Source organism: Nocardia terrae (assembly GCF_009760405.1).
GTDB lineage: Bacteria > Actinomycetota > Actinomycetes > Mycobacteriales > Mycobacteriaceae > Nocardia > Nocardia terrae.
This window is the reverse complement of record NZ_WRPP01000009.1, coordinates 93,640-107,163: the sequence shown is the minus strand read 5'-3', so window position 1 is coordinate 107,163 and position 13,524 is coordinate 93,640. Positions and strand designations below refer to the sequence as shown.

The 13,524-nt window shown below is 66.9% G+C and carries 12 protein-coding genes; 2 read left to right on the top strand and 10 right to left on the bottom strand.

Going from position 1 to position 13,524, the window contains the following annotated elements; all coding sequences use genetic code 11:
* Positions 1 to 126 precede the first annotated feature (126 nt).
* From yjfF to GPX89_RS45065, 6 genes are all read right to left on the bottom strand, one after another.
* The gene (gene yjfF, locus GPX89_RS34890; RefSeq protein WP_157392009.1) at positions 127 to 1,143 is read right to left on the bottom strand and encodes a galactofuranose ABC transporter, permease protein YjfF; all 1,017 of its coding nucleotides are present in this window, start codon (positions 1,141 to 1,143) and stop codon (positions 127 to 129) included.
* The gene (locus tag GPX89_RS34885; RefSeq protein WP_235948815.1) at positions 1,140 to 2,210 is read right to left on the bottom strand and encodes an ABC transporter permease; all 1,071 of its coding nucleotides are present in this window, start codon (positions 2,208 to 2,210) and stop codon (positions 1,140 to 1,142) included. The genes yjfF and GPX89_RS34885 overlap by 4 nt, the downstream gene beginning before the upstream one ends.
* Positions 2,211 to 2,227: 17 nt before the next feature.
* Entirely contained in the window at positions 2,228 to 3,772 is a 1,545-nt protein-coding gene (locus tag GPX89_RS34880) for a sugar ABC transporter ATP-binding protein (protein WP_157392007.1), read from the bottom strand.
* 47 nt (positions 3,773 to 3,819) lie between these two features.
* The gene (locus GPX89_RS34875; protein ID WP_328602645.1) at positions 3,820 to 4,779 is read right to left on the bottom strand and encodes an ABC transporter substrate-binding protein; all 960 of its coding nucleotides are present in this window, start codon (positions 4,777 to 4,779) and stop codon (positions 3,820 to 3,822) included.
* Positions 4,780 to 5,061: 282 nt separating this feature from the next.
* Positions 5,062 to 5,715 (bottom strand): RNA-guided endonuclease InsQ/TnpB family protein, encoded by a 654-nt coding sequence (locus tag GPX89_RS45070; protein ID WP_235948812.1) that lies wholly within the window; start codon positions 5,713 to 5,715, stop codon positions 5,062 to 5,064.
* Complete coding sequence (locus GPX89_RS45065) at positions 5,643 to 6,218, bottom strand: hypothetical protein (protein WP_235948810.1); 576 nt, start codon at positions 6,216 to 6,218, stop codon at positions 5,643 to 5,645. Before GPX89_RS45065 ends, GPX89_RS45070 begins: the two co-directional genes overlap by 73 nt.
* Before the next feature lie 22 nt (positions 6,219 to 6,240).
* On the opposite strand from GPX89_RS45065, the gene tnpA reads away from it, so the two are divergent.
* The gene (tnpA, locus tag GPX89_RS34865; protein WP_157392006.1) at positions 6,241 to 6,669 is read left to right on the top strand and encodes an IS200/IS605 family transposase; all 429 of its coding nucleotides are present in this window, start codon (positions 6,241 to 6,243) and stop codon (positions 6,667 to 6,669) included.
* 194 nt (positions 6,670 to 6,863) lie between these two features.
* Positions 6,864 to 7,913 carry a LacI family DNA-binding transcriptional regulator gene (locus GPX89_RS34860; RefSeq protein WP_328602644.1) on the top strand — a complete coding sequence of 350 codons (1,050 nt, stop codon included), beginning with the start codon at positions 6,864 to 6,866 and terminating at the stop codon, positions 7,911 to 7,913.
* Positions 7,914 to 8,050: 137 nt separating this feature from the next.
* Here GPX89_RS34860 and mmsB read toward each other — a convergent pair whose 3' ends face one another.
* From mmsB to GPX89_RS34840, 4 genes are read right to left on the bottom strand one after another with little or no spacing between them, the layout of a single operon-like run.
* Positions 8,051 to 9,373, bottom strand: coding sequence for a multiple monosaccharide ABC transporter permease (gene mmsB, locus GPX89_RS34855; protein WP_157392005.1), 1,323 nt, complete (start codon positions 9,371 to 9,373; stop codon positions 8,051 to 8,053).
* On the bottom strand, positions 9,370 to 10,920 hold the full coding sequence (gene mmsA / locus GPX89_RS34850) for a multiple monosaccharide ABC transporter ATP-binding protein (RefSeq protein WP_157392004.1): 1,551 nt from the start codon (positions 10,918 to 10,920) through the stop codon (positions 9,370 to 9,372). The genes mmsB and mmsA overlap by 4 nt, the downstream gene beginning before the upstream one ends.
* 24 nt (positions 10,921 to 10,944) lie before the next feature.
* The gene (chvE, locus tag GPX89_RS34845; protein ID WP_157392003.1) at positions 10,945 to 12,048 is read right to left on the bottom strand and encodes a multiple monosaccharide ABC transporter substrate-binding protein; all 1,104 of its coding nucleotides are present in this window, start codon (positions 12,046 to 12,048) and stop codon (positions 10,945 to 10,947) included.
* Positions 12,049 to 12,063: 15 nt separating this feature from the next.
* A complete protein-coding gene (locus GPX89_RS34840) occupies positions 12,064 to 13,482 on the bottom strand; it encodes an L-fucose/L-arabinose isomerase family protein (RefSeq protein ID WP_328602643.1) in 1,419 nt (472 codons plus the stop codon).
* Positions 13,483 to 13,524: the final 42 nt, after the last annotated feature.

Below are 13,524 nucleotides of genomic sequence, written 5' to 3'. Positions count from 1 at the left end.
CGCGATCCGAGACCGAACTCCAGGGCCGATGGTCCCGACCGCACACACCCACCGCACCCGCGGGGAGTGACCGTGTGCCCGGACGCGAAGGTCCAAGGGACGTAGCCTGCGCCGACCCGACGGAGTTCAACCGCGGGCGCGGCCGCTGAGGCTGCGCTGGAGCAGGATGAAGATCAGCAGGAGGGCGCCGATGACGATCTTGGTCCACCAGGAGCTCAGGGTGCCCTGGAAGCTGATGATGGTTTGGATGATGCCCAGGGTGAGGACGCCGAGCACGGTGCCCAGGATGAATCCGGTGCCGCCGGAGAGCAGGGTGCCGCCGATCACCACCGCGGCGATGGCGTCGAGTTCCATGCCGACGGCGTGCAGGCTCCAGCCGGAGAGGGTGTAGAAGGTGAACAGAATGCCGCCCAGGGCCGAGCAGGCGCCGCTGATGGCGTAGGCGGCGATCTTGGTGCGCGCCACGGGAAGTCCCATCATCAGCGCGGACTGCTCGTTGCCGCCGAGAGCGTAGACGGTGCGGCCCAGGCGGGTGTAATGCAGCACCACGAAGGCGGCGGCCACCACGGCAAGCGCCACCAGCATGCTCACCGAGACGAACACGCTCGAGCCCAGATGAATGCGCTGCTGGGCCAGGCGGGTGTAGGTGGGGTCGGTGATGGTGATGGAATCGGTGCTGATCACATAGGACAGGCCGCGGGCGAGGAACATGCCCGCCAGGGTGACGATGAACGGCTGGATCTCGAAGTAGTGGATCACCGCGCCCATCCCCGCGCCGAACACGGTGCCGCCCACCAGGATCAGGATCATCACCGCCGGGGCGGGCCAGTGGTGCACGGTGACCAACCAGGCCGAGATCACCGTGCTGACCGCAAGCACCGCGCCGACGGACAGATCGATGCCGCCGGTGAGGATCACGAAGGTCATGCCGACGGCCAGCACCAGCAGAAAGGCGTTGTCGATGAACAGGTTCACGAACACCTGGGGGTAGCCGAATGCCGGGTAGCGGGCCACGCCGATGCCGTACATGATCACGAACAGCGCCGCGGTGACCAGCACCGGCGTATAGCGCTCGCCCCGCGACACCAGGTTTTTCAGCGCCGGCAGCGGCCGGGTGGGGAGGGAGACGGCGGGTGCGTTCATCGGCGGAGGGCCTCCTGTTCACTGGGTGCGCCGGTGGCCGCACCGTCCTCGGACTCATGCTCGGCCGCCGGGGGCGGCAGGTTCGGGCGGGCGCGGAACACCTTGGCCCGGAAGACCGGTGACTGGACCAGGCACACGGCGATCACGACCAGCGCCTTGAACAGCAGCGTGGTCTCCGGTGGCACGCCGATGGTGTAGATGGTGGTGGTCAGTGTTTGAATAACCAACGCGCCCAGCACTGTTCCGCCGAGATGGAACCTCCCGCCGGTTAGGGCCGTGCCACCGAGGACGACGGCGAGGATCGCGTCGAGCTCGATCCACAGACCGGCATTGTTGCTGTCGGCCGCGGACACATTGGAGCTGATCATGAGCCCGGCCACCGCGGCGCAGCAGGCGCACACCACGTACACACCGGCGATCAGCCCGCCCGCCCGGATGCCCACCAGCCGCGACGCCTCGGCATTGCCGCCGACCGATTCCAGCAGCAGGCCCAGTGCGGTGCGACGCAACAGCAGCGCCACCAGCACCGTCACCGCCGCCGCGATGAGCACCGGCACCGGCAGGGTGAGCAGGAAGCCGCCGCCGATCACGTGGTAGGGCCCGCTGTTGACGGTGATGATCTGCCCCTGGGTGATCAGCTGAGCCAGGCCACGCCCGGCCACCATGAGAATCAGTGTCGCGACGATCGGTTGTATATGGAAGCGCGCCACCAGGATTCCGTTCCACAGCCCCAGCCCGGCCGCCACCGCGAGGGCCAGGGCGACGGCCGCGAGCACACCCCCGATCGCGCCGGGATCGGTCAGTTTCTGGATGCGCAGGCACGCCAGCGCCCCGGCGATGGCCACCACCGCACCCACCGACAGATCGATGCCCCGCGTCGCGATGACCAGGGTCATGCCCACCGAGATCAGGACGAGTGGCGCGCCGTAGCGCAGGATGTCGATCGGGCCGCCGTAGAGGTGACCGTCCTGCATGCGCACGGCCAGGAATCCCGGTGTGTGCACGACGTCGACGGCCAGCAACGCGACCAGCGCGACCACCGGCCATACCAGTCGATGGCGGATCATCGCCGAAGCCCGGGCCCTCATGAGACCGCCCCGCTGGCAATGGTTTCCATGAGCCGGTCCATGGTCAACGCCGCGTCATTGGTCAGTTCGGCGACGAGCCGGCGATCGCGCAGCACCTCGACCTTGTGTGACAGGCGCAGCACCTCCTCGAGCTCGGCGGAGATGAACACCACGGCCATTCCTTCCTCGGACAGCGACAGCACCAGGCGCTGGATCTCGGTTTTCGCGCCGATATCGATGCCGCGGGTGGGCTCGTCGAGGATCAGCAGCCGCGGCTGGGTCACCAGCCAGCGCGCCAGCAGCACCTTCTGCTGATTCCCGCCCGAGAGCGACTTGACCGGCAGGGTCGGGTCATCGGGGGTGATACGCAGGGCGGCAATGTATTTCGACACCCATTCGTCCCGCTTGCGCGCCGGTATCGGCCGGGCCCAGCCGCGGGCGGCCTGCGCGGCGAGCAGGATGTTCTCCGCCACCGACAGTTCGAGTATCAACCCCTGCGTCTTGCGATCCTCCGGGCAGAAGGCCAGGCCGTGCGCGACCGCGGCACGCGGTGACCGCAGCGGCCCGCCCGCTCCGGCCATCGTGACCTCGCCGGTGACCGCGCGATCGGCTCCGAACAGCAGCCGCACCGCCTCGGTGCGCCCGGACCCGAGCAGTCCGGCCAGCCCGACCACCTCACCGGCGTGCACCGTCAGATCGAAGGGCGCGACCGAGTTTCGCCGCCCGCTCACCCCGGTGGCGGTAAGCAGCGGCACCGGGTCGGCGGTGCGGGCTCGGGGCCCGTCGTGCTGGGTGCTCTCCTGCTCGATCTCGTCGAGCGTGCCGGCCGCGCTGCCGAGCATGCGGGCGACCAGACTCTTGTGGGTCAGCTCGGCCACCGCGTACTCCCCCACCAGGGTTCCGTTGCGCAGCACCGTCGCCCGGTCGCACAGGGCGAAGATCTGGTCCAGGAAATGGGTGACGAACAGGATCGCGACGCCGTCGCCGGCCAGGCGGCGCATGAGCGCGAACAGCTGCGCGGCCTCACCGGCGTCCAGCGACGAGGTGGGCTCGTCGAGCACCAGCACCCGCGCGTCCAGGTCCACGGCCCGCACGATGGCGATGAGTTGCTGCACCGCAAGTGAATACGAGCCGAGCGGCGCGGTCACGTCCACGTCCAGCCCCATGCGGGCCACCAGCTCGGTGGCCGCCCGGCGCATGGTGCGGAACCGCACCAGTCCCGCCCGGCGAGGTTCCCGGCCGATGTAGATGTTCTCCGCGACCGAGAGGTTCGGGCACAGGTTCACTTCCTGGTACACGGTGCTCACCCCGGCGCGCTGGGCCTGCTGCGGCCCGGTGAAGCGCACCGGTTGCCCGTCGAACCGGATGGTCCCGGTGTCGGCGGGGTGGATTCCGGTGAGCACCTTGATGAGGGTGGATTTGCCCGCGCCGTTCTCCCCGACCAGGGCGTGGATCTCCCCGGGGAACAGTCGCAGGTTCACCGCCGCCAGCGCGGTCACCGCGCCGAATTGCTTGCCGATGCCGGTCATCGACAGCAGCGGCGCGGTGGTCGGTTCCGACATCGATTGCGCCTCAATATCTTCGGGAACTGGAGGATTCGGGAAGCGGATCAGTACTTGCGGCTGGGCAATGCCGCCGCGGCCTGCTCCGGGGTGAAGGTGGTCTCGGTGGTGACGATGCGGTGATCCACCGGCTGTCCCGCCTTGATCTTCTTCACGAGGTCCATCAGTTGGGGTCCGAGCAGCGGATTGCATTCGACGACATAGTTTTCCTTGCCGTCGACCAGGGCCTGCAGCGCGTCGTGCACGCCGTCGATGGACACGATCTTGATGTCCTTGCCGGGCTTGAGACCGGCCTCCTCGATGGCCTGGATCGCACCCAGGGCCATGTCGTCATTGTGGGCGAAGAGCAGGTCGATCTTCTGATGCGAGGCCAGGAACGCCTGCATGACCTCCTTGCCCTTGGCGCGGGTGAAATCGCCGGTCTGCGAGGCGACGATCTTGAACTTGGGATCGGCCGAGATCAGGTCGGAGAAGCCCTTCTTGCGGTCGATGGCCGGGGCCGAACCCGTGGTGCCCTGCAACTCGGCGATGTTAACGGTCTCATTGGAGTTCTTGTAGGTGTCGATCACCCACTGGGCCGCCTTCTTCCCCTCCTCGACGAAGTCCGAGCCGAGGAAGGTGGCGTAGTAGGACGGATCCTTCGAGTCCACCGCACGGTCGGTGAGGATCACCGGGATCTTGGCGTCCTTGGCCTCCTTCAGCACGGTGTCCCACCCGGATTCGACCACCGGCGAGAACGCGATGACATCCACGTGCTGCTGGATGTAGGACCGGATCGCCTTGATCTGGTTCTCTTGCTTCTGTTGTGCGTCAGCGAATTTCAGGTTGATCCCGGCATCCTTGGCGGAGTCCTGGATGGATTGGGTATTGGCGGTGCGCCAGCCGCTCTCGGCACCGACCTGAGAGAAGCCGAGAGTGGTTCCACCACTTCCGGAACCGCTTCCGCAGCCGGCCGCGACGGCGGCGAGAGTGAGGGTACTGGCGACGATGACAAGCCTCTTAAACACGGGCTCTCCCTTGGAGCGAGCAGTAGAAGTGGGGGGAGGTCCTGATAGTGTTAACGCTCACATTGATGTCGTCAAGGGCCGAATCGAAGTCCGCACCTGAATCCGAACCCACACCGGGGCAAGTAGTCCACCAGTCCGCAACGCCATAGGCCGCACTCTGGCTGACCTACTCGAAGGCCAACCGCCCACCTGGATGACAAGCCTCGTCAGCTGCCTGGCCAAATGCCAGGCTTGCAACTCCGCTACCGGGCTGGCTGCACGCTAGTGGGCTACGTCCAACGCTCACTCGAGCGTAGGGGCCATTGACTGGGCCCCGCGTCCCCACGCCACAGCCGCTTTCGCAGCGATGTTGTGAGAAGCGTTCACGTCCGCATGTTCGACAAAACAACACGAACGGCAACGAAACTCGGCTTGAGTTACCCGGTTGTTTCGGTCAACGTACCCACATCTGCGGCAGGTGCGGGACGTATCGTGGGCGTTGACAAAGGCCACCGGTACCCCTGCGCGGCGGGCCTTGTAGTCGATGAACAACCCGAGCTGGGCAAATCCCCAGCTATGCAGTGTGGCACGTTGGGGCTTACGAAGCCGTACCCGTTCACGGATACCGGTCAGGGTTTCCAGACCAATCCCGCGCCCGGTGCGTTGCGCCTCGGCCACAATGCGTTTCGAAATGACATGATTCACCTGGGCGGCGTGGCGTGTCTCGCGGCGGCGCTGCCGTTTCAATACCCGCTTGGTCGCCTTCGTGCTTTTGGCCTGCAACTTGCGACGCAGCTGCCGTTTCCGTTCCCGGTAGCGGCGCAACCCACGCCCGGCCGCCCGATATCCGGTGCTGGTGGTGGCGATGTTGGCCAGTCCGAGGTCTACTCCGATCCATCCGATGGGTTGAGCAGCCTGGGGTTCGGGGACCTCGCAGGTCGCGTACAGAAACCACATCCCGTCGCGGTGGACCAAGTCGGTTTCGCTTTGCGATACAGCTGTAGAGCTTTCAGCTGATCCGCAGATCCGGTGTAGCGCAGGTTCTTCATCCGGCCCTCGACGGTCCAGATGGAGACCGATTGCATGTCGTGCCGCCAGGAGAGGCAGCGGTCGTCGAAGGGTTGGGCGGCATCACGCCGGAACCGGATCGGCGAGTTCTCGACTCGCTCGCGGCGACGGCTACCCTTCGGCCCGTAGTTCCCCGCGGCGAGATTCGCCGCCCGAGTTGTGTAGGCATCAGCGACTTTCCGAAGCACATGCAGCGCGGGCTGCGCCGACAAGCCCATCTCCTTGATGTGCGCATAGTGCTCGCGCTGCAGGTCAGCTCGGCCTCGCCTGGCGGTTGTCTGAGCTTGACCGGCAAGCCATGTCGCGGCGGTGTTCGCGGTATCCAGAGTGCCAGCCAGGGCAGCCGCTTGCTCCGGCGTAGGGAGCAACTTCACCGCCACAACCAGCTTCACCCCGCGACGATAGCATGTGTCTATGTCACCTCGATGGGTTCCAGATCCCAATGTACGCAAGGGAAGAAGCGTGATCCATGATCTCCACGCGCATTTGGTCTTTGTCACAAGGGACCGGCGGGGACCATTCACCGATGAGATCCTTACCCGTTGCGAAGAGGTGATGCGCAACGTATGTGCCGACTTCGGCGCGCAGCTGCGCGAGTTCAACGGCGGGACCGACCACGTGCATTTGCTCCTGCATTACGCGCCTCAGGTCAGGTTATCGACCCTTGCGGGGAGCCTGAAGGGGGTATCCGTCCGTCGGCTCCGGCAGGAGTACCCCGAGCACATCCGAAAGTACCTGCAAGGGGATCATTTCTGGTCACCGTCATACTTCGCCGGATCATGCGGCGGAGCACCGTTGACTGTGATCGAAGAGTACATCGAGAACCAGAAGCGATCGGTGTAGCGTTCGGTCACGCAATTCCACCCAAGCCATGAACACTGGATTCATCGCGAAGTCGCTGAACATCGAACCCTTGCCAGAAATGAGATCGAGTGGAAATTCCTGGTAATGTTAGCGATCACATCGGCCCTGTTCCGAGCTGGCCCGAACGCCGCACCTTGGTTCAGGCGGGCCGAAGCAACCGCAGAGAGGTGGACGTGAGGGACAGGGACGAAGCTGCCGACGGCGTGGCTGCGCAGCCCGCGCGGCCCGCGGTCATGATCGACGTGGCCAAGCGGGCCGGGGTCTCTCACCAGACCGTGTCCCGGGTGCTGAACGACAGCCCGCGGGTGCGGCCGGAGACCCGTGATCGGGTGTTGCGTGCGGTCGAGGAGTTGGGTTACCGGCCCAATGCCATGGCACGGGGTCTGGTGAGCCGTCGTTCGAAAGTGTTGGGAGTGGTCACCTTCGACACGGTCCTCTACGGCCCGGCGTCGATGTTGCTGGGCATCGAGCGGGCGGCGCGCGCGGCCCGTTACGGGGTCAGCATCGTCACCTTGCAGCGGGCCGACCGCGCCGAGGTGCTCGATGCCGTGGGGACGCTGGCCGATCAGGGGGTCGACGGCGTGATCATCATCGCGCCGCTGATGGTCGCGGCGGCGGCGCTGCACAGCCTGCCCGCCACGCTGCCCGCCGTGGCGGTCGAGGCCGGTCCGGATGCCGGGCTGCCCTCGGCGTCGGTGGATCAGATCGAGGGCGCGCGGCTGGCCGTACGGCACCTGCTGGAGCTGGGCCACGAAACCGTCTGGCACATCTCGGGTCCCAACGGGTGGCTCGAGTCACGCGATCGCGTGGACGGCTGGCGGCAGACCCTGCAGGCCGCGGGCGCGCTGGTGCCGCCGATCATCGCCGGGGACTGGAGCGCGCGCTCCGGGTACGCGGCCGGGCCGCTGCTGGCCGCGCAACCCGAGGTGACCGCGGTCTTCGCCGCCAATGACCAGATGGCGCTGGGGCTGCTGCGCGCCTTCGCCGAACGCGGACTGCGCGTGCCCGAGGACATCTCGGTGGTCGGCTTCGACGACATCCCCGAGGCAGCCTACCTGTCTCCCCCGTTGACCACGGTGCGCCAGGACTTCGACGAGGTCGGCCGCCAGAGTATGCGACTGCTGCTGGAGCTCATCGAATCCGATGCCCCGCCGGTCGAATCCCCGCAGGTGCTGCCCACTCTCGTGGTCCGCGACAGCACCGCGGCTCCCCGCGCCCGCTGATACCGATCACGGTGCGCCGCAGGTGTTCTCGACAACCTGCGGCGCACCGGGCGGGGTGCCGGAACCTCGGGGGCACCCGGGGACTGTTCGGACCGAGGTCCCGGCGTGCCGGAATGCGCCGATGAATTCCGGCGGACTCAGACAGCCGCGCGCTTCTTGTTGTAGACGTCGAAGGCCACCGCGGCCAGCAGCACCAGCCCCTTGATCACCAGCTGCCAGTCGCTGCCCACGCCGAGCATGGACATGCCGTTGTTCATCACGCCCATGACCAGTGCGCCGACAATGGCCCCGACCACGGTGCCGATGCCGCCGCTGGCCGACGCGCCACCGACGAAAGCAGCGGCGATGGCGTCCAATTCGAAGTTCTGCCCGGCCTTGGGGGTGGCCGCGCCGAGGCGGGCGGCGAAGATGATGCCCGCCAGGGCCGCGAGCACGCCCATGTTCACGAACACCCAGAAGGTGTTGCGCCGGGTGTCGACGCCCGACAGCGCCGCGGCCTTCTCGTTGCCGCCGACGGCGTAGATGCGGCGGCCGATGACGGTGCGGTTCATGACGAACGAGTAGACGACGATGAGCACCACCAGGATCAGCCCGATGACCGGCAGGCCGTTGTAGGAGGCCAGCACGAACCCGGACGCCCCGATGACCACGCCCAGCGCCGCCATCTTGGCCACGAACAGCGAGCGCGGGCCGGCGGGCATCCCGTAGGACCGGCGTCGCCGCCGCACCCGCAGCTGTGTCCACACCAGCGCCGTGATGGCCGCGACCGCCAGCAGCAGCGTGAGCCCGTGCAGCTCACCGGTTTTCAGCCGGACTACGACGCCATCCCGGAAGCCGTCGAACACCAGCGCGTGGATGGGCAGCCAGTTGGGCAGGTAGCCCGCCGCGATGTTCACGAACCCCTGTGGGAAGGGCCCGATCGACTGTCCCTGCAGCACCAGCTGGGCCAGGCCGCGGAACAGCAACATGCCGCCGAGGGTGACGATGAAGGCGGGGATCTTGACGTAGGCGATCCAATACCCTTGCCACACACCGATGACCGCGCCCAGCCCCAGCCCCGCCACCACCACGACCGGCCACGGCCAGTGCCAGTGCGCGATGGCGATGCCGGTGAGGGCTCCGACCAGCGCGCACACCGATCCGACGGACAGGTCGATGTGCCCGTTGATGATCACCAGCATCATGCCGACGGCCAGCACCAGGATGTAACCGTTCTGCAGGATCACATTGGTGACGTTGAGCGGCGTCAGCAGGCTCACCCCGTCGCTGAGCCGCAGCGTGGTGAGGACCTGGAACAGCAGGGTGATCGCCACCAGGGCGACGATCATGCCGTACTGGCGGACATTGCCGCGCAGGGCGTTTCGCACGATCGCCAGCACGCCGCCGCGATCCCCGCTCGCCGCCTTGGCGACGATGGCCTCGGACTTCCCGCCGTCCTTCAGTTTGTCGAGCAGGGTCATTCTCCGGTCACCTCCGCCGGGTTCGCGCCGCGGGTCATCAATCGCATGAGTGCCTCCTGGGTGGCGTCGGCGGCGGCCAGTTCACCGGTGATGCGGCCCTGGCTCATGGCGTAGATCCGGTCGCACAGGCCGAGCAGTTCCGGCAGTTCCGACGAGATCACCAGCACGCCTTTGCCTTCCGCCGCGAGTTCTTGAATGATCAGGTAGATCTCGTACTTCGCGCCCACGTCGATACCGCGCGTGGGTTCGTCGAGAATGAGCAGGTCGGGCGCGGTGAAGATCCATTTGCCGAGCACCACCTTCTGCTGGTTGCCGCCCGAGAGGTTGCCCACCTTCTGGAACACCGTGGGCGCCTTGACCGTCAGCCGAGTACGCAGCTCCTCGGCGGCGACCACCTCGGCGTGGGTGTCGATCACCGCGTGCCGCGAGACCGCCGACAGATTGGCGAGGGTGAGGTTGCGGCGGATGTCCTCGTCGAGAATGAGCCCGAGTTGTTTGCGGTCCTCGGAGACATAGGCGATCCCGGCGTCGATGGCCTGCGGCACCGTCGAAACCGGCACCGGCGCACCGTCCTTGCGAATGGTGCCGCGGATATTGCGGCCGTAGGAGTGGCCGAACACGCTCATGGCCAGCTCGGTGCGGCCCGCGCCCATGAGCCCGGCCAGCCCGACGATCTCACCGCGCCGCACCCGCAGCGACGCGCCCCGCACCACCTGCCGTCCGGAGATGGTGGGGTGGTCGACGCTCCAGTCCTCGATATCGAAGAACACCTCCCCGATGGCCGGTTCGAGCCGGGGCGGGAAGCGGTGGTCCAGGTCGCGGCCCACCATGCCCTTGATGATCCGGTCCTCGGTGACGGTGCCGTCCACCTCGAGGGTCTCGATGGTGTGCCCGTCACGCAGCACGGTGATGGTGTCGGCGACCGCCAGCACCTCGTTGAGCTTGTGCGAGATGAGGATCGAGGTGATTCCCTGCCCGCGCAGCTCCCGCAGCAGGGCCATCAGGCTGTCGCTGTCGTCCTGGTTGAGCGCGGCGGTGGGCTCGTCGAGAATCAGCAGCCGCACCTGTTTGGCCAGCGCCTTGGCGATCTCCACCAGCTGCTGTTTGCCGACACCCAGAGCCGCGACCGGGGTTTCGGGGTCCTCGATGAGCCCGACGCGTTCCATCAGCGCCATGGCCTGCTGGTTGGTCTCCTGCCAGTCGACCAGGCGGGCCCGCGTGCGCTCGTTGCCGAGGAAGATGTTCTCGGCGATGGACAGCTGCGACACCAGCGCGAGCTCCTGGTGGATGATGGCGACGCCCGCGGCCTCGCTGTGCCGGATGTCCTTGAAGGCCATCTCGGTGCCGTCCACCAGGATTCGGCCGCTGTAGGACCCGTGCGGATAGACCCCCGACAGCACCTTCATCAGGGTGGATTTACCCGCGCCGTTCTCACCGACCAGGGCGTGGATCTCGCCGCGGGCGACCGCGAAGTCGACCGCGTCGAGGGCCTTCACACCCGGGAATTCCATGGTGATCGAGCGCATTTCGAGAATGTTGGCCGTCATCGGCCGCACCTGCCTTCCGCGCTGCTACTGCAGGTCCTTGTCGGTGTAGTAGCCGGTGTCGATGAGAGCGGCCCGGTAGTTGGACTTGTCCACCGAAACCGGTTGCAGCAGATACGCGGGCACCTTCTTGGCGCCGTTGTCGTAGGAGGTGGTGTCGTTGGTCTCCGGGGTGCCGCCGGTGAGAATGGCGTGGGTCATCTGCACCGCGCGCTTGGCCAGCTCCCGGGTGTCCTTGAAGACGGTCTGGGTCTGTTCGCCCGCGATGATCGATTTGACCGACGCCTTCTCCGCGTCCTGTCCGGTGACGATGGGCATCTTCTTGGCGCCCCCGTAGCCGACGGCCTTGAGCGCGGACAGGATTCCGATGGACAGGCCGTCGTAGGGCGAGAGCACCGCGTCCACGTTCGCTCCGGCGTAGTGCGCCGAGAGCAGGTTCTCCATGCGGGACTGTGCCGTCGCGCCGTCCCAGCGCAGGGTGGTCACCTGGTCGACATTGGTCTGGTTCGACCGCACCACCAGCTTGCCCGCGTCGATGTGGGGCTTCAGCACCGACATCGCGCCGTTGAAGAAGAAGTAGGTGTTGTTGTCGTCGGGGGATCCGGCGAACAGCTCGATGTTGAACGGGCCCTTGCCGTCCTTCAGACCGAGGTGGTCGGTGATGTAACTCGCCTGCAGCACACCGACTTTGAAGTTGTCGAAGGTGGCGTAGTAGTCGACGTTGGCGGTGTCGCGGATGAGCCGGTCGTAGGCGATGACCGCGACCTTGTTCTGCTTGGCCTGCGCCAGCACCCCGGTCAGCGACTTGTTGTCGATGGCCGCGATCACGAGCGCTTTGGCGCCCTGGGTGAGCATGTTCTCGAGCTGGGAGACCTGGGTCTCGATGACATCCTCGGCGTACTGCAGGTCGGTGGTGTAGCCGAGATCCTTGAACTGGTTGACGATATTGTTGCCGTCGGCCACCCAGCGCTCGGAGGACTTGGTGGGCATGGCGATTCCGATGCGCCCGCCCGCGCCCTTGCCGCCGCCCGAACTCGAACTTCCGCTGTCCACCGAGCAGGCCGCCGCCGCCAACAGGGCGAGCGATCCGCCCGCGACGGTGAAGAAGTCGCGGCGATTGATACCGGTCATGTGCTGGCTCCTTTGTCAGACCTGGACGAATTCGATGCCGGACATGCGGCAGAACACGCGCCAATCGGCGGCGTGCCGGCCGAGATTGAGCACCTGGTGGTGCGGGCCGCCCGCGGCCAGCCAGCCGTCCATGCAGGCGCGCACCCCGGAGTCGGGACGGAACTGGCCGTAGGGCATCTCCAATTGCGGCAGCGGCGGCGCGTCGAGAACCTCGCCCTCGGCGACCACCAGGCGGAACCGCTCGTCACCGAGGGAGACCAGGCAGGCCAGGGTGGCCGGTCCGGGCCGGTAGCGGAACAGGAAGGTCGGCGGGGCGTCGAGTTTGCCGATGCCGAGTTCGCGGTGGATCAGCCGCACCGGTTCGTCCTCGCGGGCCACCCGCCAATTGCCTTCGCCCATATGGCTCATCAGGATCGAGTCGGAGGGGAAGTCCATGGCGTACATCTCGGTGAAGTGGCCGTCGCCGATGAGCTGGTGTCCCGCGTACACCATGGACGCCGCCAGCGCGTCGCCCTCCGCGCCGTAGCCGTAGCCCTTGGCCATCAGGCTCGAGGCGGCAGCCAGCGGCAGCCGCCGGAAGCGGCCGTCCTCGCCGATGGCGTCGAAATGGGTCGAGTACGCGCCATAGCCGCGGTCGGTGAGGATGCGCTCGATGGCGATCTGCATCCGGGCGTGGTCCTCGCGTTCGAGCTCGGTCAGCGCCGGGTCGACGGTGAAATGCGTGTTCTCCCAGTCGATCAGCTCCTTGACGTCGTCGTCGGGGACGTCGCGGGTGCCGCGATACAGATCGCCCGGGGCGAGGTAGCTGATCTCGGGGCCGAGCGAGCGCAGCAGCGCGTTCTCGTCGACGCGGATGTCGCCCATATCGTTCATGGCGTAGCCGAAGACGCCGACCTTCAACGACTTCCACGCCGTGACCGCGCGGGCGGCGCGGGCCCAGCGGTCCACGTGCTCACGGAACCGCTCGGAGCGCCAGTCGTCGGTGAGGACCTCGAAGGGCCGGTCGGCGCGCACCATGGCGTTGGCGGTGTCCTGTGCGCCGTGGATGCCCTGGTTGTAGGTCATGTCGGCCATGTCCCACTCGGCGGTGACGGCGGGCTCGGGCTGGATGTTGGCCAGCAGCACCGGCATTCGGTTCTCGTTGAACAGCCGCGCCACCCGCATGGCCGGGCCGTAGGTCAGCAGGACGACCATGACGCCGTCCAGATCGGCATTGGCGAATTCGCGCATCACCGATTCGGCGTCGGCGCGGTCCTTCACCGGGCGGCCGACCCGCCAGTCGGCGACATCGGCGAGCTGGTCGGCGATCGCCTCGGCGTATCCGGCCTGGCGTTCGGTGATGCCCGGGATCATCTCGTCGTAGAGCGCCTGCATGATGCCGAGCAGGCCGATGCGGGGCTTGCGGGTGGCCTGGGTGGCCGGGGCTGCGGTCACTGGGGTAACTCCTTCATCAGAACCGGTGCTGGACCGGCGAAA

Excerpts from the sequence above, each read along its gene's own strand:
- GPX89_RS34885 (WP_235948815.1), bottom strand. The coding sequence starts at position 2,210 with ATGATCCGCCATCGACTGGTATGGCCGGTGGTCGCGCTGGTCGCGTTG.
- mmsB (WP_157392005.1), bottom strand. The coding sequence starts at position 9,373 with ATGACCCTGCTCGACAAACTGAAGGACGGCGGGAAGTCCGAGGCCATC.
- GPX89_RS34880 (WP_157392007.1), bottom strand. The coding sequence starts at position 3,772 with ATGTCGGAACCGACCACCGCGCCGCTGCTGTCGATGACCGGCATCGGC.
- GPX89_RS45070 (WP_235948812.1), bottom strand. The coding sequence starts at position 5,715 with ATGTGGTTTCTGTACGCGACCTGCGAGGTCCCCGAACCCCAGGCTGCT.
- chvE (WP_157392003.1), bottom strand. The coding sequence starts at position 12,048 with ATGACCGGTATCAATCGCCGCGACTTCTTCACCGTCGCGGGCGGATCG.
- yjfF (WP_157392009.1), bottom strand. The coding sequence starts at position 1,143 with ATGAACGCACCCGCCGTCTCCCTCCCCACCCGGCCGCTGCCGGCGCTG.
- tnpA (WP_157392006.1), top strand. The coding sequence starts at position 6,241 with ATGTCACCTCGATGGGTTCCAGATCCCAATGTACGCAAGGGAAGAAGC.
- mmsA (WP_157392004.1), bottom strand. The coding sequence starts at position 10,920 with ATGACGGCCAACATTCTCGAAATGCGCTCGATCACCATGGAATTCCCG.